Annotated in this window: 18 protein-coding genes; 8 read left to right on the top strand and 10 right to left on the bottom strand. The window is 65.5% G+C overall.

Annotated elements, in window-relative coordinates; all coding sequences use genetic code 11:
• Nucleotides 1–8: 8 nt before the first annotated feature.
• From NP3_RS08850 to NP3_RS08830, 5 genes are read left to right on the top strand one after another with little or no spacing between them, the layout of a single operon-like run.
• Complete coding sequence (locus NP3_RS08850) at nt 9–1,154, top strand: thiolase family protein (protein ID WP_063039587.1); 1,146 nt, start codon at nt 9–11, stop codon at nt 1,152–1,154.
• 3 nt (nt 1,155–1,157) lie between these two features.
• Entirely contained in the window at nt 1,158–2,072 is a 915-nt protein-coding gene (locus tag NP3_RS08845; protein WP_063039585.1) for an ArgK/MeaB family GTPase, read from the top strand.
• 11 nt (nt 2,073–2,083) lie between these two features.
• Nucleotides 2,084–2,500 (top strand): Zn-ribbon domain-containing OB-fold protein, encoded by a 417-nt coding sequence (locus NP3_RS08840; protein ID WP_063039589.1) that lies wholly within the window; start codon nt 2,084–2,086, stop codon nt 2,498–2,500.
• A gap of 30 nt (nt 2,501–2,530) precedes the next feature.
• Nucleotides 2,531–3,673 carry a thiolase family protein gene (locus NP3_RS08835; RefSeq protein ID WP_063039583.1) on the top strand — a complete coding sequence of 381 codons (1,143 nt, stop codon included), beginning with the start codon at nt 2,531–2,533 and terminating at the stop codon, nt 3,671–3,673.
• A 42-nt stretch (nt 3,674–3,715) separates the two neighbouring features.
• Nucleotides 3,716–4,528: an SDR family NAD(P)-dependent oxidoreductase gene (locus NP3_RS08830; RefSeq protein ID WP_063039581.1), complete on the top strand. Its 813-nt coding sequence runs from the start codon at nt 3,716–3,718 to the stop codon at nt 4,526–4,528.
• A 769-nt stretch (nt 4,529–5,297) separates the two neighbouring features.
• On the opposite strand, the gene NP3_RS08825 is transcribed toward NP3_RS08830, so the two are convergent.
• The 3 genes from NP3_RS08825 to NP3_RS08815 are packed head-to-tail and all read right to left on the bottom strand — an operon-like array spanning nt 5,298 to nt 7,899.
• Nucleotides 5,298–6,377, bottom strand: a complete 1,080-nt coding sequence (locus tag NP3_RS08825) for an NAD(P)H-dependent amine dehydrogenase family protein (protein ID WP_245720860.1) — start codon at nt 6,375–6,377, stop codon at nt 5,298–5,300.
• 4 nt (nt 6,378–6,381) lie between these two features.
• On the bottom strand, nt 6,382–7,200 hold the full coding sequence (locus NP3_RS08820; RefSeq protein ID WP_063039577.1) for an acyl-CoA thioesterase: 819 nt from the start codon (nt 7,198–7,200) through the stop codon (nt 6,382–6,384).
• 45 nt (nt 7,201–7,245) lie between these two features.
• Nucleotides 7,246–7,899, bottom strand: coding sequence for a TetR/AcrR family transcriptional regulator (locus NP3_RS08815; protein WP_063039575.1), 654 nt, complete (start codon nt 7,897–7,899; stop codon nt 7,246–7,248).
• 177 nt (nt 7,900–8,076) lie between these two features.
• On the opposite strand from NP3_RS08815, the gene NP3_RS08810 reads away from it, so the two are divergent.
• From NP3_RS08810 to NP3_RS08800, 3 genes are read left to right on the top strand one after another with little or no spacing between them, the layout of a single operon-like run.
• A complete protein-coding gene (locus tag NP3_RS08810) occupies nt 8,077–9,075 on the top strand; it encodes an acyl-CoA dehydrogenase family protein (RefSeq protein WP_063039573.1) in 999 nt (332 codons plus the stop codon).
• On the top strand, nt 9,059–10,234 hold the full coding sequence (locus NP3_RS08805; protein ID WP_063039571.1) for an acyl-CoA dehydrogenase family protein: 1,176 nt from the start codon (nt 9,059–9,061) through the stop codon (nt 10,232–10,234). Before NP3_RS08810 ends, NP3_RS08805 begins: the two co-directional genes overlap by 17 nt.
• A gap of 11 nt (nt 10,235–10,245) precedes the next feature.
• Nucleotides 10,246–11,028 (top strand): enoyl-CoA hydratase, encoded by a 783-nt coding sequence (locus NP3_RS08800; RefSeq protein ID WP_063039569.1) that lies wholly within the window; start codon nt 10,246–10,248, stop codon nt 11,026–11,028.
• Between the two features lie 175 nt (nt 11,029–11,203).
• Here NP3_RS08800 and NP3_RS08795 read toward each other — a convergent pair whose 3' ends face one another.
• The 7 genes from NP3_RS08795 to NP3_RS08760 all read right to left on the bottom strand — a co-directional run.
• Nucleotides 11,204–11,740 carry an N-acetyltransferase gene (locus tag NP3_RS08795; protein ID WP_157124196.1) on the bottom strand — a complete coding sequence of 179 codons (537 nt, stop codon included), beginning with the start codon at nt 11,738–11,740 and terminating at the stop codon, nt 11,204–11,206.
• Nucleotides 11,737–12,894, bottom strand: a complete 1,158-nt coding sequence (locus tag NP3_RS08790) for a helix-turn-helix domain-containing protein (protein ID WP_063039566.1) — start codon at nt 12,892–12,894, stop codon at nt 11,737–11,739. The genes NP3_RS08795 and NP3_RS08790 overlap by 4 nt, the downstream gene beginning before the upstream one ends.
• A 708-nt stretch (nt 12,895–13,602) precedes the next feature.
• A complete protein-coding gene (locus NP3_RS08780; RefSeq protein ID WP_063039562.1) occupies nt 13,603–13,788 on the bottom strand; it encodes a hypothetical protein in 186 nt (61 codons plus the stop codon).
• A 190-nt stretch (nt 13,789–13,978) separates the two neighbouring features.
• Complete coding sequence (locus NP3_RS08775) at nt 13,979–15,154, bottom strand: helix-turn-helix domain-containing protein (RefSeq protein WP_063039560.1); 1,176 nt, start codon at nt 15,152–15,154, stop codon at nt 13,979–13,981.
• 131 nt (nt 15,155–15,285) lie between these two features.
• Nucleotides 15,286–15,579: a hypothetical protein gene (locus NP3_RS08770; protein ID WP_063039558.1), complete on the bottom strand. Its 294-nt coding sequence runs from the start codon at nt 15,577–15,579 to the stop codon at nt 15,286–15,288.
• 30 nt (nt 15,580–15,609) lie between these two features.
• Entirely contained in the window at nt 15,610–16,344 is a 735-nt protein-coding gene (locus NP3_RS08765) for an acyl-CoA dehydrogenase family protein (RefSeq protein ID WP_084508352.1), read from the bottom strand.
• A gap of 66 nt (nt 16,345–16,410) precedes the next feature.
• Nucleotides 16,411–17,325, bottom strand: a 915-nt coding sequence (locus NP3_RS08760; RefSeq protein ID WP_063039554.1) for an acyl-CoA dehydrogenase family protein, incomplete at its 5' end; no start/stop codon positions are given.

The following is a 17,325-nucleotide window of genomic DNA, read 5'->3' as shown; positions in this document are numbered from 1 at the left end:
GAACACCAATGCCTGAAGCTGTCATCGTGTCCGCCCTGCGCGCTCCGATCGGAACCGCCCGCAAGGGCACGCTGCGTGATACCAATGCCTTCGACCTGGCCGAGCACGTGGTGGCCGCGGCCGCCGAGGGTCTCGACCCCGCCCGCATCGATGATGTCGTCCTCGGCGAGGGCCGCTACGGCGGCGGCGTACTGGCCCGGCACGCGGCGATCACCGCCGGACTGACCAATGTCGCCGGTGTGGCGCACAACCGGCACTGCGCCGCGGGCATGGCCGCCGTGCAGACCGCGGCCGCCGGAATCCGGGCGGGAATGGACGAACTCGTCATCGCCGGTGGCGTGAATTCCGAATCCACCGCGCCGCGTGTGCGTTTCCGGGTCGGCGAGGACGAATGGATCGACCCGTGGGTCGCGCCGAGCCATCCGGACCGGCCGGACGCGCCCTGCCTCGATATGTCGATCACGGTCGGCTGGAACACCGCGGTGGCGTCCGGCATCTCGCGGGCGGAGATGGATGCGTGGGCGCTGCGCTCGCACCGCAATGCCATTGCCGCCATCGACGAGGGCCGGTTCAAGGAGGAGATCGTGCCGATCGACACCCCGCACGGACTGTTCGCGGTCGATGAGCACCCGCGTCGGGACACCAGTCTGGAAAAGCTGGCCGGATTGAAGGTGCTGCACCCGGAGATCGAGGGCTTCAGCATTACCGCGGGCAATGCGTCGGGCTCCAACGACGGCGCCGCGGCCTTGGCCATCGCCAGCGACCGGCTCGGATTGCCCGCCCTCGGCATCATCCGCGGATGGGCCTCGGTCGGCGTCGATCCGCACGACACCGGGCTGGCGCCGATCGAGGCGATCACCAAGGCCGTTGCCAGGGCCGGTATTTCGCTGTCGCAGGTGAGTCTGTTCGAGATCAACGAGGCATTCGCCTCGGTGCCGATCGCCGCGACCAAGGCACTCGATATCGATCCCGATCGGGTCAACTTCAGTGGCAGCGGATGCTCGCTCGGCCATCCGGTCGCCGCCACCGGAGCTAGGATGATCGTCACACTGGTGCACGAATTGCGGCGTCGCGGTGGCGGTTTCGGAATCGCGGCACTGTGTGCGGGTGGCGGAATGGGATCGGCCACCGTCATCGAGGTTCCGGCCCCCTAGCACGTGGACACTATTGCGGAGCTCATCGCCGCCGCGCGGGCCGGATCGGTGCGGGCCGCGGGGCGGTTGCTGAGCGCGGTCGAGGGACCACAGCGCGATGAGGTGCTCGCGCTGCTCGACGCGGTCCCGGTTCGGGTCGTCGGGGTCACCGGCCCGCCGGGCGCGGGCAAATCGACCACGATCGCGGCACTGGTCGCCGCCTATCGCGAGCAGGGCCTGCGGGTGGCGGTGCTGGCGGTCGATCCGTCCTCGCCGTACAGCGGCGGTGCGCTGCTGGGTGATCGAATTCGGATGGCACAGCACATCAATGATCCCGATGTGCTGATCCGGTCGGTGGCCACGCGCGGTCATCTGGGTGGTCTGGCGGCGGCGGTGCCCGCCGCCATCCGATTGCTCGGCGCGCTCGGCCACGAGCTGATTCTGCTCGAAACCGTCGGCGTCGGGCAGTCAGAGATCGAGATCGCCGCGATCGCCGATCCCACCCTGGTGATTCTGAATCCCGGTGCGGGAGACGCGATTCAGGCCGCGAAGGCGGGTCTGCTCGAGGTCGCCGACATCCTGGTCGTCAACAAGGCCGATCGGGAGGGCGCCGACCAGACCGTGCGGGATCTGCATCAGGAGTCCGCCGCCCCGATCCTCACCCTGGTCGCGGCCAAGGGCGTCGGGATCGCGGAGTTGGTGGCCGCGATCGACGCACACCATCGCAGCGACACCCTCGACCGGCGCACCGCGCGGGCCCGCGCGCAAATCCTGTCCCTGGCGCAGACCCGTTTGCGGGCCGATCCGGCGTTGGCGGCATTGGCGGACTCGGTCGCGGCCGGACGGTTGGACGCGTACACCGCCGCGGAGCAACTGCTCACTGTTCGCATTTCTTCGGAAATAGCGTATACATCTTATGAGAATGACATTTCCACCTGATGGAGGACGGCATGGCAAAGGCCCTCGCGCCCGATGTCTCGACGTGGCCGGCGGAGAATCCGCAGTTGATCGGTAGCCGCTGCGCGGCATGCAGCGCGGTCACCTGGCCCAAACAACCACGCTGCCCGCGGTGCAGCGGCCCGGACATGTCCGAACGGCTGCTGCCCCGACGCGGCACGCTCGTTGCCTGGACCACCCAGGGCTTCGTCCCCAAACTGCCGTATGCGGGCAAGGAGACGGCCGAAAGCTTCGAGCCGTTCGGGATCGGACTGATCCAGCTGGGCGACGACGTGCGCGTGGAGGCCCGGCTGACCGTGGCCGAACCGGCCGAGCTGCGCTTCGGGATGGATGTCGAGCTGGCCTTCGTCCCCCTTTATGTCGACGACGACGGGAACGAAGTCGTCACGGTCGCTTTCGCACCGGCCTGATCAGCGGCCACGGCTACCGAGGAGATTTGAATGAACGACGTTGCCATCATCGGCGTCGGCCTGCACCCGTTCGGCCGCTTCGCCAAGTCGGCCATCGAAATGGGCGCCGACGCAATCCAATTGGCGCTGACGGACGCCGGTGTCGAGTGGAAGGACATCCAATTCGGCTTCGGCGGCAGTTATGAGGTCAGCAATCCCGATGCCGTGACCCGGCTGGTCGGGCTGACCGGAATCCCGTTCACCAACGTGTTCAATGCCTGTGCCACCGCGGCCAGTTCGATCGAACAGACCGCGGAGGCGATCCGGTCCGGACGATACGACCTCGGCATCGCGGTCGGCATGGACAAACACCCCCGCGGTGCGTTCACCGACGATCCGGCCAAGCTCGGGCTGCCCGCGTGGTACGCGGAGAACGGACAGTTCGTCACCACCCAGTTCTTCGGGATCAAGGCGAACCGCTACATCCACGAGCACGGCATCTCCCAGCGCACCCTGGCCAAGGTCGCCGCCAAGAACCTCCGCAATGGCGCGCTCAATCCGAATGCCTTCCGGCGCAAGCCGATTGCGGAAGACGAGATCCTGAACTCGACGATGCTGAACTATCCGTTGACGCAGTACATGTTCTGCTCGCCGGACGAGGGCGCCGCGGCCGTGATCATGTGCCGCGGGGATATCGCGCACCGCTACACCAGCACCCCGGTATACCTGCGCTCGAGCGCGATCCGTACGCGCCGTTACGGCGCGTACGAGGTACACAGCACCTGGGCAGCCATCGATGAGGACGTCTCACCGACGGTGTACGCCTCGCGGGCCGCATTCGAGGCGGCCGGGATCGGACCCGAGGACGTCGATGTGATCCAGCTCCAGGACACCGACGCGGGCGCGGAGATTATCCATATGGCCGAGAACGGTTTCTGCGCCGACGGCGACCAGGAGAAGCTGCTCGCCGAGGGGGCGACGGAGATCGGCGGCCGCCTGCCGGTGAACACCGATGGTGGGCTCCTCGCCAACGGTGAACCCATCGGGGCCTCCGGCATCCGGCAGGTCTATGAACTGGTGCTGCAGTTGCGCGGCCAGGCGGGCGAGCGGCAGGTGCCGGGTAATCCTCGTGTCGGTTACGCCCAGGTCTATGGGGCGCCCGGTACCGCGGCGGCGTCGGTTCTCAGCCTCTGACGGGTTTCGACCCACCATCCATCCGGCAAGCAGGAGTAGTCGATGCTGATACGCGAGGGACAGGTCGCCGTGATCACCGGCGGTGCGAGCGGCATCGGCTACGGCCTGGCCGAGGCGCTCGCCGCGCGCGGGGTACGGCTCGTCATCTCCGATATCCGCGAGGACGGCCTGATCGCGGCGGCGGCGGCATTGCGCGACGCCGAGGTCACGGCCGTGGTGGCCGATGTGAGCGACGAGGCATCGGTGCGGGCGCTGGCCGAACGCACCATGGCCGCCTACGGCCGGGTGGATCTGGTCTGCAACAACGCCGGGGTGGTGTGCCCGGCCGCGCCGCTGTGGAACCAGGACGCGCGCACCTGGCAGCGGATGATCGGGGTCAAGATTCTCGGTGTCGTCCACGGCGTCAAGGCATTTGCGCCGCTGCTCATCGAGCAGGGCACCGGCCATTTCCTCAACACCGCCTCCTCCGGCGGCCTCGCCCCGCTGCCCGGCCGCACCCCCTACACCGGCACCATGCACGCGGTGGTCGGTCTCACCGAGACGCTCGATATCGAGCTCGGGCAGGTAACGCCCGCGCTGGGCGCAACCGTGCTGTGCCCTGGGCTGGTCGACACCCCGCTCGGTCAGAACTCCGCCGCGCTGGGCGCGATCGAACTACCGGCCGGTGCCGGTGCGCCCTCCTCGATGCGCAGCCTCGCCGCCGCCCGCGGCGGAATCCTGTCCCCGCGCGAGGTCGCCGAGTCCGCACTCGCCGCGATCGAAGCGGGCCGCGTCCACGTGGCTCCTGGTGATGGAGTAGCCGGGCGAGCACGAGCCCGGGTAGACGCGCTACTGGCCGATATCACTGTCACCTGAGCACGAATTACACACTGCGGCAATAGATCCCGCAGTGGGAACCGATCAGGCGAGCACGACCGCGATCCGCTCAGCCGAGCGTGGTCCGCGATGTGCGGGCGTAACCGTCGCTTGGTCGCGAATTGGCCATTGCGGCAACAGATACCGAGGCGTGCGGCCTGGGGTCGACACCGCGTTCGTCAACGAAGCGCTCTCGGTCGCCCACCGAGTCCCCTTAATCGTGGACGCACATTCATCGGGCATATCCGAGCGGCTGCCCCGCAGGGGCTATCACTTTCCGGCTATCATCAGTTCGGCCGTAACCGGACCGTCTCCAGCGATGCAAACCGTCTGGATCTCGGCAGATCCCAATCAGATCCGGGACGGATCGCCGAGCGCAGCCGTGATGTGCAGGCATCACTGTCGCCTGGCCGCGAATTGGCCACTGCGGCAACAGGCATGGTGTGGGGACGACAACCGCTCAGCCGAGCATGCCTGACATGAAGGCGCCGCCGTCGCCATGTCGCGAATCAGCCACTGCGGCAACAGATATCGCGTGGTGTCGACACCGTTCGACCGAGCACGGCCGTGATATGCCCAGCGAGCGTGGTCGTGGTGTGTTCGGCCGAGCGTGGTCGTGATATGCCCAGCGAGCGTGGTCGTGGTGTGTTCGGCCGAGCGTGGTCGTGGTGTGTTCGGCCGAGCGTGGTCGTGGTGTGTTCGGCCGAGCACGGCCGCGGTCCGTTCAGCCGAGCAGGGTCGCGATTCGCAGAGCACGGCCATCGTGTGCTCAGCCGAGTGTGGTTGCGATGTGCGGTAAGTCGAGGGTCGATCGAATTCCGGGATCGGCGGCACACACCGCCGGAATCGCATTGACCGCGCGGTTGGCGGTATAGGCGGGGGATACGGCGGCCATTTGTTCCAGGGGAATCGGGAAGCGCAGATCCACTTCCAGAGGCGCGTCGCCGACCACCGATATGTGCCATCCGGTATCGCGCAGGTCCCAATCGGCGTCGATATCGGTGGTGCAATACCAATTGGCGCGGAAGTTCAGCACCGGTTCGCCTGCCACCAGACCGGAGACCGTAGTGCGTTGGGCCGCAACGGTTCCCCGCTCGATCGTGCCCGCCGCGATACGCGTGGTCGCCCGCGCCGTCGCCACCGAACCGTGTGCCTCGATCGAATCCAGCGGGCAGCCGAGCGCGTCGCCGACCAATCGCAGTGACGGGCCGAAACTCGCGGCCAGATGTTCCGCACGGGCCGCGTTGGAATCACCCGGTGGCCGCCCGAAACCCATGACGTCGAACAGCATGGCGGGCGAATCGCGTTGCGACAGATCCGCGTATTCGTCGATCATCAGCCGGTCCAGTCGGCGCTGGATCGTGGACAGCACCAGCGGCACCGCCTCGGTGATGAAACCCGGACTGCTGCCGGTGCTGTGGATCGAGCTGCCCCCGAGCGTGCAGGCTTGCTGAATGCGTTGGCGCAGTTGGGGATCCATACTCGGCGGGTGGTGGAACAGGCCGCATGTCGTCACCACGTTGGTGCCCGATGCCAGCAGGCGGATCACCACCTCCGCGTCGAACACGAGCGGCATATAGAGCACGCAGTCGGCGTCGAGTTCGACGATCCGCTCGATGTCATCGGTGGCCAGCACACCGGTGGCCGGGATATCGCAGAACTCGCCCGCATCGCGCCCCACCTTGTCCGCGCTGTGCACGAACAGGCCGACCAACTCCATCTTCGGATGTTCGACGACACCGCGCAGCGCACGCGCGCCGATGGTGCCGGTGGCCCATTGCACCACCCGGTGCGGCCGGTTCTCGGGTGCGTCGGAGGATCGCTTGATCACCATTCGATTCACGACCACGGGTTCACTCGACCTCGGATGGGAAGCGCACCATGGCTTCTTGCGCGTACGAGGCGACCAACCGGCCGCTCTCGGTCAGCACATCGCCGCGGCCGAAACAGCGGCTGCCCGCCATGAGCGGGCTGTGCTGGCGCAGCAGCAGCCATTCGTCGGTGCGCAACGGTCGGTGGAACCACACGCTGTGCGAGGTCACCGCCGAATGGAATGCGGTGCCGTTGCCGCGCTGACACACGCCCTCGATCGGCCGCAGTGCCGTGCCGATGAGGTTGAGATCGGTGGCGTAGGCGATGATCGCCGGGGCCAGCGTCGGATCGACGTCCGGTGTGCGCATCCAGAACTCGAATTCCGGTGGGGCGGAAGCGGTGTCGTCGAGATCGGCGGCGGATCGGGTTTCCCAGGGCAGCAGGTCCCACGTCACTTTGTGCTCGGCGCTGAGCAGCGGGGGAGCGGCGGGCACGCTCTGGTGCTCCGGTCCTTCCGCCTCCGCGTGCAGTGACACCGATGCGGTGGCCACGACCCCGTAGCTCTGCTCGGCGACGATGGTCACGGTGGCGAAGGAGCGGCCTTCGTGATGTCGGCGCACCCGATAGCGGATCGGCTCATCGGTCCTGCCCTCGCGGGCGAACAGTGCCTGCAGCGACTTGACCGATTTCTCCGGGCAGGTCAGATCGGCCGCGCGGATGAACTGGCCGAGCAATTGCCCGCCGAAGACGCGGTAGTACTCGAGCTGCTGGTTGCGTCCCTCGAAGACGGATTCGTCGTCGAGGGACGGCCGAGCGGTCAGGTCGAGACAGCCGAGAAGATCATTCCAGAGGTCGGGCATGCCCCCGAGTGTAAGTGAAACTCTCCCGAAGTGAGAATATTATTCTCAATCCTTGGTGAAGCCGTGTGCGCAGAAGTTCCAGACCTCGGTCGCGGTCAGCGGGTGCACGGTCTCCTCGTCGGTGCCGCCGGTGGACTGGGCGATGAACATGACCGTCTGCATGACCATCGCCGCGGTCCGCCGCGGATTCGCGTCGGAGCGCAGCTGATCGGCCTGTTTGGCCTGCTCCATGAGCTCGGTGAACAGTGCGAGCAGCGGTGCGTGCGCGACCTTGACCTGCGCCGGATGCGTGACGAGCAGCTGTGGCGCGAAGTCGGTGAACAGCGGGCGCTGCGCGGCCGGATCGGGCCGGGACAACTCGAACAACAGCTCGACGGTCACCTGCAGCCGCTCCAGTGGGTCGGCCTTGGCATCGGCGGCGGCATGCAGCTGGTCGGCGGTGCGTACGAGTGCGTCTTCGAAAAGGGCGAGCAGCAGCTCGTGCTTGCCGTCGAACTGCAGATAGAAACTCCGCAGCGACTGGCGTGAACGATCGACGACTTCCTGGACGGTGAAGTCGGTGCTGCCCTTCTCGGTGATGATGGCCTGCGCTGCGTCGAGGAAGCGCTGAACGCGCTGTTCGGCCCGCAATTTCGCGGTCCGTAACGAGCGCTCGACGGCGCGCTGCTTCCAGGCGGGCTCTTCGCTCGGGCTGGTCACCGGCGCTCCGGTCCTCGGTCATGTAGAGAGAACATGGATGCACTGTACCGGAGAATGTGCTGTCTCCGTATTGGCTGGACGCTGTGTCAGCGAACAAATGCGAGACTCTTACTTTCCGAACTGGAGAATGATATTCTCGGCTCTGGAGTGTGTCGGAGTGACAAGGAGGCAGGCCGGATGCTTTTGGAGTTCGACTCCGATCAACTGCTGTGGCAGCAAACCGTCCGCGAGGTGGTCGCCAAGCAGTGTCCACCGACCCTGATCCGTGAGGTCGCCGATAAGGGCGCCGATCCGGAGGGGCTGTGGCGTACCTATGCGGAGCTGGGATGGATGGAGCTGACCGACCCGGCCGACGCGGTGGAACTGGCGATCGTGCTGGAGGAGCTGGGCCGGGCCACCGACCCGACTCCGTATCTGGCCACCATGACCCAATTCGCGCCGCTCGCACCGGATTTCGTCCGCCAGGGTGAGCCGGGCGCCGCGGTGCACGACGGTGTGTCGGCGGTGCGCGACCGGGATGGCTGGCTGCTGAGCGGCACCGCGCGTCATGTGCTCGACGGCGATCGGGCGCGGCAGCTGGCGGTCGTGACCGACGCCGGTGTCTTCGTGGTGCCCGCCGACGACGTCATCGTGCGGCGCGCGGCCGTGTTCGATCCGGTGCTGCATCTCGCCGAAGTGAGCTTTGTCGAGGTGCGGGTTCCGGACGATCGCTACCTGCGTGTCGATCCGCAACCCGCGCGCCACCTGGCCACGACCGGAATGGCGCTGACCATGGTCGGCGCGTGTCGACGAGTACTGGACATGGTGCTCGAGCATGTGCGCGGTCGACAGCAGTTCGGCGTGCCGATCGGCTCGTTCCAGGCGGTCAAACACAAGGCCGCCGATATGCACATCGCGATCGAAAGAGCCCGCGCCCTGGCGTATTTCGCGGCGATGACGATCCGGGAGAACGATCCGCGGCGGCGCCTGGCCGCGTCGATGGCCAAGGCCGCGGCGGGCGAATGCCAATCGCAGGTGTTCGGCCGCGGCATGCAGTTGTTCGGCGCCATGAGCTTTACCTGGGAAAACGACCTGCAGTTCGCGCTCAAGCGGGCCAAAGCCGGTGAGCTGTTGCTCGGCGGCGCGGCCGAGCACCGGGCGCTGATCGCCGAGGAGTACCGTGCGACTGACTTTTGATACCGAGGTCGAGGAGTTCCGGGCCGAATTCATCGCCTTCCTCACCGAATTCATGCCCGACGAGGCGGTGGCGGCCCAGGATCGGCCGATCTCCAGTGCGGAGGTCCCGCCGTGGGCGCGGGAATGGCAGCGGTTGCAGTTCGACCACGGCTGGTTGCTGCCCGGCAATCCACCGGAATTCGGCGGCCGCAATGCCGGAATCCTGCAGCAGTATGTGCATTTGGAGGAGCTGTCCAAGCGGCGCATCTATCACAGCTTCAATCCGCAGGGGCTCGGCATCATCGCCGCCTCGCTGCTGTCGTTCGGCAGCGAGGAGCAGAAGAAGCATTGGGCGGCAAGGATTTTGCGGGCCGAGATCACCGCGGCGCTCGGCATGAGCGAACCGGGGGCGGGGTCGGATCTGGCCGGGCTGCGCACCCGGGCCGTGCGCGACGGCGATCATTTCGTGGTCAACGGGCAGAAGGTATGGACCTCCGGCGCACACGACGCCGACGTGCTGCTCACCTTCGTGCGTACCGATCCGGATGCGCCCAAGCACAAGGGCATCAGCGTGCTGCTGATCCCCGCCGACACTCGCGGCGTGACCCGTCGACCGTTCGCTTCCATCTGCGGACCGAACGATCTGGACTTCAACGAGGTGTTTTTCGAGGACGTCCGGGTGCCCGCGGAAAATCTGGTCGGCCCGCTGCACGGCGGCTGGGGAGTGGCCAACGGTTCGCTCGGACATGAGCGCACGCTGCTGTGGCTCAGTTTCGCCGACCGGCTGCAGGAGCTGATCGAGGACTTCCATCCGCGCACCGTGCTCGATCGCGACCGGTACGCGACGCTGGTCATGGATGCTCAGGCGCTGCGGTTGCTCGGGTCGGCGGCGCTGGCGCGCGAGGCGCGGGGCCAGCAGGACGTGGCCGCACTGTCGGTGCTGAAACTGCTCGGCTCGGAGGCGGTGCAGAACGGTTCGGAACAGGCGCTGTCCGCGCAGGGTCCCGACGGCCTGATCCATCCGGCAATGACCGCGCCGTTCAACCCGCTGAACAATGACAATTTCATCAGCAGTTGGTTCGAGCGGTACGTCCGCAGCTTCGCCGGAACCATCGCCGGCGGCACCTCCGAAATTCAGCGCAATATCGTCGCCGAGCGGGTGCTCGGACTGCCCAGGTAGCGGAGTTCGCAATGCATATTCTGTACGCCGTCGCCGATAAGATCGCGACCATCACCCTGAATCGTCCCGAGGTCGCGAACGCCCAGAACGGTGAATTACTGGACGAACTCGATGCGGCATGGGCTCGGGCGGCGGCCGACGACGACGTATCGGTGATCGTCCTGCGGGCCGAAGGCAAGCATTTCTCCTCCGGTCATGATCTGCGCTCGGGCGGGCCGCTACCGGACAAGATCACCCTGGACATGATCTACAACGTCGAATCGCGCCGCTACCTGGAGTATTCGCTGCGCTGGCGGAATGTGCCGAAACCATCCATCGCCGCGGTGCAGGGGCGCTGCATCTCCGGTGGCCTGCTGCTGTGCTGGCCGTGCGATCTGATCGTCGCCGCCGAGGACGCGCTCTTCTCCGATCCGGTCGTGCTGATGGGCATCGGCGGCGTCGAATATCACGGGCACACTTGGGAATTGGGCCCGCGTAAGGCCAAGGAGATCCTGTTCACCGGACGTCCGGTCACCGCGCGCGAGGCCGAGCAGGTCGGCATGGTGAACAAGGTGGTGCCTCGTGCCGAGTTGGATACGCAGACCACCGAGCTGGCCACCCAGATCGCCGCGATGCCACCGTTCGGGTTGCGTCAGGCCAAGCGCGCGGTGAATCAAACGCTGGACATACAGGGCTTCTACGCCGCCATCCAATCGGTCTTCGATGTGCACCAGACCGGGCACGGCAATGCCCTCAGCCATTCCGGGCTGCCGATTCTGGTGCATCTGGACGAGATGAAGCAAAAGATGCAGTAGGCGCCGCGGTGCGTGAGGCGTTCCGTGACGGGATCGGTACGAAGGTCCGTTCCTGGCGCGTCGTAGCTACGCGGGAGCTGATTCTGGTTGTGGCAGAACGCCTTTCGCCGAATGCGGTCTGGTGGCCATGTCGAACCGGGCGGAGTCGGTGGCCAGCGTCGTTGCGAACCTCGTGTCAGTTGTCGAGGCGGCAAATCCATTGTTGGAGTTCGCCGCTGGGGACCGATCGCGGCTCGTAGCCAGCGCGCTCGAAGAGCCGCTGACTAGGGAAGTTCCGAGTATGGATGTTCGCGGTCGCCACCACGTCAACCGCACCGCTTTCTCGTGCGTTTTCGAGGACGACACTGTGCACTTCCTCCAGTGTCCGGTCCGCAACCGATCCACCCCGGCCACGAACCGTCCTGCTGACACCGATTGCTGCGACATGAACAGAGAACAGCGAGGTAGACACCTCCGGAATCGCGTGAGCGACCGCGAGGATTTCGTTGCTGGGGTTGGACCATCCGACTATCAGCAGACTGCCTGCCTTCAAGCAGCGCGAGCTCTGCCGGATGATGCTTTGCGCGGTCCATTCCCACGGTTTCGGATGAGGCATCTTCCGCCCCTCGGGCGTCCTAGGGTACGGCTCTGTACACGAGAACTCGTGAAATGGATGTTTTTTCACCTCGGTACGTTCGGTGATCGCGCTCCAGCGGATGTCTGTCAGATTCACTGTGCAGACTGGCTATTCGTAGCCAGCCAGTCCTCCAGATCAGCTCGACTCGGCCGAGCGGCAAGCACTCGCTCGTAGGCGTCGACGAACTCGTTGTCGTCGTCTGGCTCGGGGAAATCTATCTCGTCCACGGGCACATCCAGCACCCACGCAAGGTGCTCGGGCGAGGCGGCACCGGCCTCGACCCGGCGCTGGAGCGCATCGACCAGAGCGGAAGGAAACACGCGGGCGGCTGACTGTTGCTGGCGCACAATCAATTGCTTCGCACCGCCGATCACTCCCTGGTCCTCACCCGCATTGGCGCGAATCAGACTAGGTGTGGTCCGCTTCAGAGCGGCAACCACTTCCGCCGACACCACTACTCCCAGCGAGGCTAGTCGTTTTTTCAGGGCCATCGTGGATACCCCCGTCTGCCAGAGGAATTCCGCGACGCCGCGCTCATCTATTTGCTGCCAATCTTGCCGGGCAATCAAGTCATCCGGCAGTAGCAACTCTGCCGCGAATCGGTCGGCTGGCGCCTCGTCCTTCTCTCCTGGTTGGGAGTCCCCGTTGTGGTGGCCGAGCGCGAAATGCGCCAGCTCATGAGCCAATGACCAATTGCTCCGGAACCAGTACGGGGTCGTCGCGAGTATGACAATTGCCCGGGAGCCGATGCTCAGTGAGTAATCGGTGGACAACATCGGCAGGCGAACTACGTCCACCCTTAGCTGATCCTCGACGACCGCGCCGTAGTCTCTCACGAAATGTTCACCCAGCATCTTCCGCATGGCGGCGGCGCTACCGGGTAGCGGTAAACTCGGAGACGGCCCTTCCGGGAAGGCCGCTTCATAAGTTTCGGCCACCTGCCGAAGTAGCTCGTCATCGTTCGGCCGTCCCGGATTGATTCGAATACCCTGACCGGCGTCCCAACTGTGCCGAGCGGCGATCCTGACGCGATGCGGATCTGGTTCGCCGGTGACCAGCCAGTAGAGGTCGGTGCCGAGTTCGTCGGCGATCCTGGCAAGTTCCACTGACGAGAATCCCCGCTGCCCATTCAGAGCTCGCGACAACGCGTCGGTCTTCATGCTCGTTCGCTCCGCGAGCTGTCGCTGATTCATGTCAAACGGCATGCGTGACCGGATCCGATCACCTACTGCCCGCAGCTCGTCGTCCATATCTCTAGCCTAGCGTCGATGTTGGGAATATCCCAACGTCTTGCGGGACCAATTCACCGAGATTTGAGCTACGCGACGCAGCGGCACGTCCTGCTACCGTTGACAGGTAGCACCTGGGCGCATTCAGCACCACAACACGCATCTACGGCGGGGCCAGCGGCCGTCCGGGCTCGGACCACGACCTACTCACCCTCATCAACCGATCGCCTTCACCAGTGGTTTGAGCGCCTGCGAGTCGCGGGTGTTGGCGGCCGAAACCGCCACGGACAGAGTACGCATCCGCCACGACCGAACATCATGCAACACAATCGATTTCAACGTGAGCGAAACGAATTACATCCATGTGAGATACGGTCCAATTGGCATTGCGCCTACACCCGCGCTCCGATGGATTGATCCATCGGAGCGCGGAGGTGCTGCTGAATTACTCTCGAGGGCCTTCGAATAACTCCGCGCCGGTAGGTCGCGCGTCCGTTACTAGACCGGCTGACATCAGCGATTCGAGGATTTCTCCTACATCTTCGCCGCGAATAGCGAGCATCTGTGCGAACGAGAACGGTTCGCCGACCATTCCGTCCGGGTAGACCGCCGACCATGTCCCGTTGTCGCGCCGAAGCCAAGACGACGGGACCTCCATGGGTTCCGGCGTGCGAGCTGGCAGGGCGCGCAACTCGTCCGCCAGCCTGGTCAGCTCGTGCTGATCCATGGCTAGAACCCGAAGCGCGTGCGCGGAGTCGACTGGGGCACAAGCCGTTTGGTGTGAACGAGGAACGTCTTGGCCTGCAACTTGACCGCGCATGCCGTGATGGGGCATTCCTTGTGCGTCTGCATGACATGGTGCGCGAGTTCGGGGGTCATCTGGTCGCGCGCGTGGTGGTCGAGAAGGTAATCCATGGCAGGGTCCTTCCAAAGGCGTTGGATGCACCCGGCCCCAGGGCGGAGGGGTCGCCATCAGCGAATCGCGCTCCGTGTGCGATGGCTGGTGTGCCCTAACAGACTGCGGCGGTGGAAGTTAGGGCCATTCCTGGGGCCGTGTGCAGACATGAGAATGCGCCGTGGAAGGGGGCAGAAGAATTACAAGGAGTTATACCGTCAAGTGATCGAGGCCGAGACTGTGCGCGAGCGACTGAATGCGACCTTCGACCGCCCGACGCCGGGCGCGCCGTATCAGCGCGGAAACGGAGTCGAGAACCATTGGGTCCATCCGGACACGTTGGGGGTCAACCATTTCGGCTTCGGAGAATGCTTGGACGGCTCCGGCGTCATCACCGGTCGCTGTGAGTGCGTGCCCGTAGTCGGTCCAGTAGTACACAACTCTGTTGGGTGCCTGAACCGGGCGCGGGTCTATCCCTCGCGCTATGCTGACAGCTTCGTCACTGTCGCCGAGTTCTGCCGCTACCGATACCTGCCATATGGCGGTGCTCGTTGGACCGAACCAGAGCAGGCCGAATCCGCCATCCTCGGAATCGCCGAGAGAGCCTGCCTCCGAGAACGCTTCGCTCAAAAAGCCCGATGCGCCGCTTGCGTCTCCGGATACCGCGCTGGCGAGCGCGCCTCGGCACAGTAGATTCCCGTAGGCTTGGCGCACGTCGATGTCGCCGAGCATCGGTTGAATCTCGCTCGCGGTTCGGGTTGCCAGTCGGCTGGTTAGTCCGGCGTTCTCCGGTGGCATCGCATTGAGCCTGGAAATCTCAGCTAGGCCGATCCACTGCGGGGAATCGAGATCGAGAGCAACATCCATGCCGATCCCGGCAACGGTCGCGGCAAGGTCGGGATAGCCGACGCCCTTGACCAGAAATCGGGCGTTGAACGTGGCCTCTACAAACTCCGGCCCCTTGTAGTAGAAGGCATCTCGTAGTAAATCAGCCATGCCGGGCGCGAGACCAGCGTAATCCGCAGCGTTGCGCAGGATCGACGAACGCCTGACCGCCTCACGGACGGCGTCTCGCGGTCGATCGGGCTTGCGTCGTTCACCGACGGACATTTCCAGACACGCTGATCTGATGTCGGGCACGACGGCTGTCGCGGCTGCCTTGGCCGGGTCCGTAGGGTCTCCAGGCTGTCCGAGAAGTTGCGACACGGTGACATTCAGAGCCTGCGCAATCGCTACTTGGGTGGCCCGACGATCGAGTGCACGCTGTCCGCTCTCGATCAGGGAGATATAGCCTTGCGAGACTCCCGAGCGGTCAGCCAGCATCTTCTGACTGATGCCGCCGCGTCGGCGTCGCCAGTACCGGATGCGTTGGCCGGTGTGCTCCATATGCTGAGGGTAAGCCTCCCCGGTAATACCCACCAGACTTCCAGTCAGGTAGCACTGACGAGCTGCAACGGGTCGGCGCGGCGCTGGACAACGCGCACCGCTACTTCGACGGCGCGGTCGTGCTATGCGGGTCAGACAGTGTCCGACACCACCGTGATCACGGCCGTGATCTGGTCCAGTTCGCGCGGTATCGCACCGCCGAAATGGGTCAGGCCAGGCGCAATCACCGCGTCCGCGTTCATCTTGCGCGCCAGGGCGACCAGTTGTGCCACCGGATTGTCGGTCTTGGCGCTGAAGGCAACGGTTTTGGTGAGGTTGTAGCCGAGACGCCCGGCTAGGCTCCGGATCTGGGTTTCGTCCCAGCCCTGCCGTATTCCGGATACATCGCTGCGGAGATAGCCGATCGCGGTTGGAGCGAATTTCATGGCGGGCGCCTCGGAGTTTGCGGTTCGGATCTACAGGTGAACCAGGCGCGGTGCCGCGCCCGCGGTGCGGATACGGGTGCCCGCCTCGCGGGTGAGTTCCCGTGTGCTGCCGAGCAATCCGTCCAGGATCAGGACGCGGCGGATATGCCGCTGCAGGTCGTGTTCGGCGGTGAAGCCGATACCGCCGAGTGTCTGCTGACAGTGTCGAGCCGCGATCAGTGCCGCGCGTCCGGCGGCGGCCTTTGCCAGCAGCGCGCCGAACTCGTCGTCGGCGGCCGTGAGGGTGGCCTCGGCGCCTTCGATGGCGACCAGCGTCTCGGCGAGGCGGTGCCGGATCGCCTGGAACGATGCGACGGGACGGCCGAATTGCTTGCGGTCCAAGGCATGTCGGCGGGCCAGCGACAGCATGGCGCGGCTGCTGCCGAGCAGCCACCAAGCCAGGGCCGCACGACTGGCCGCCACCCCGATAGCGGTTCCGGTCTGTACCGGGTGCAGGGGGAGTTCTTCGTCCACCGTGGTGCCGGGTCGATCGGTACGCTCCCAGACGACCCACGACCCACCGGCGAACGGCAGCGGGTGCGTGGCGCCGAGGGACGTACCGGCGGCGTGGGCGATGACATCGTTGAGCAGTGGCGCGTGCGCACCGGTCTCGCCGAGCAGGCGGAACACCAGAGGTATTGCCACGTCCGGCATTTCGGTGAGCAGGTCGGGCCAGCCGAGGTCGGTCAGCGCCTGATCGAGTTGCTGACCCGACGTCGCCGTCATCGTCTTGCGCAGCGTATCGGTGAGCAGTTCGAGCTCGGCGGTATCGGTATCGATGCTGGTCACGACTTACTCCTTGCCCAGGTCGAGCAGACGGCGCGCGATGATATTGCGCTGGATCTCGGCCGTGCCGCCGTAGATGGTGGCCGCGCGCGAATAGAGGAATTCGGTGCGCAATTCGGGATCGGTCAGCTCTACCGAGCCAGGCAGCACGTCGCGCATGGTGTCGAACAGTTGCTGTTCGGCACCGGCCAGTAGCACCTTGTCGATCGAGGTTTCCGGTCCGAGGTGCTCGCCGTCCGCCAACCGCTGCTGGGTCAGCCGGGAGCGGCAGCGCAGCGTATGCAACGCCAGATAGGCGGCGCCGAGGTCGGCGTCGTCGGCCACCGTGGCCGCGGTCGTCAAGCGGTCGAGCCTGGTGAACAGATAAGCGCCACGGTGCCAGAAGCAGGTGGAGCGCTCGTGCGGGAGCAGATCCATCGCGACCCGCCAGCCATCGCCGGGCCGCCCGAGCATGCGGTCACCGGGTATCACGACATCGTCGAAATACACCTCGGCGAATTCGTCGACGCCGTGCATGGTGCGCAGCGGACGCACCGTGATGCCGGGGGAGTCCATATCGAGGAAGAACGCGGTGATCCCGTCGTGTCCGGGGGCGGTGCGGGTCAGCAGGACGCAGCGCGCCGAGTACTGGGCCAGACTGGTCCACACCTTCTGGCCGTTGACCACCCAATCATCGCCGCGTGCAACGGCTTTCGTTGTCAGCGAGGCCAGATCGCTGCCCGAACCCGGCTCCGAGAAACCCTGGCACCACTGCTCGCGGCCGGACAGCAGCAACGGCACCATTTCCGCTGCCAGCTCCGGGCGCGCATACGAAATCATCGTGGGCGCAAGCACTTCGACCATCGAATAGAGTCCGGGCTCGGCCAGGTCGCGGGTGGCGACCTCCTCACCGAGAATCGCGCGGAGCATGGCGGGCCCGCC

This window comes from Nocardia pseudovaccinii NBRC 100343 (assembly GCF_001613225.1).
Lineage (GTDB): Bacteria > Actinomycetota > Actinomycetes > Mycobacteriales > Mycobacteriaceae > Nocardia > Nocardia pseudovaccinii.
This window is presented reverse-complemented; position numbering and strand designations above follow the sequence as displayed.